This window comes from Halomonas sp. MES3-P3E, assembly GCF_002836035.1.
Classification (GTDB): Bacteria; Pseudomonadota; Gammaproteobacteria; order Pseudomonadales; family Halomonadaceae; genus Vreelandella; species Vreelandella arctica.
Genome location: NZ_PJBT01000132.1, coordinates 1 through 580, shown reverse-complemented (window position 1 = coordinate 580; position 580 = coordinate 1). Strand labels below are relative to the sequence as shown.

General features: G+C 58.1%; 1 pseudogene. It reads left to right on the top strand.

The annotated features are described in order from the left end of the window. Positions 1–251 precede the first annotated feature (251 nt). Positions 252–580: pseudogene (locus CXF87_RS12280) on the top strand (IS21 family transposase); the annotation flags it as partial.

The following is a 580-nucleotide window of genomic DNA, read 5'->3' as shown; positions in this document are numbered from 1 at the left end:
TGCGTATTCCGCCCTATCGTGACCGCCCATTCCGTTTGAACGTGACCGTCTGTTCTGGATGATGGTGACCGCGCATTCCGTTTTATCGTGACCGATTTTGGGCAGTTTTCCGGAATCGCCGGTCACGTTGCCGGAATCATCGGTCACGTTCCCCCGGAATCACATCCAACACGCTGGAATTCTTTAACTTTATTCGGCATACCCTTCTTTTTCATCACGAGGAAGTGCGGATGCCGGCTGCGAGGATTTCCATGCGACAGATCATCGAGGTCTTGCGCCTCAAGCACGAAGTAGGCCTGAGCCACGACCGCATTGCCCGCGCCTGTGGTCTCTCCAAAGGCGTGGTCGGCAAGTACGTCAGCCAGGCCCAGGCGAAGGGCATCACTTGGCCGTTGCCCGAGGATGCTGATGAGGCCTGGCTGGAAGCACGGCTGTTCCCCGTCAAGGCACCGCCCTCACGCTTTGCTGAGCCGGATTACTTCCAGGTTCATCAGGAACTCAAGACCAAGGGCGTTACCCTGCAACTGCTCTGGGCCGAGTACACGGAACGCCACGGCGACAAGGCCTACCGCTACAGCCA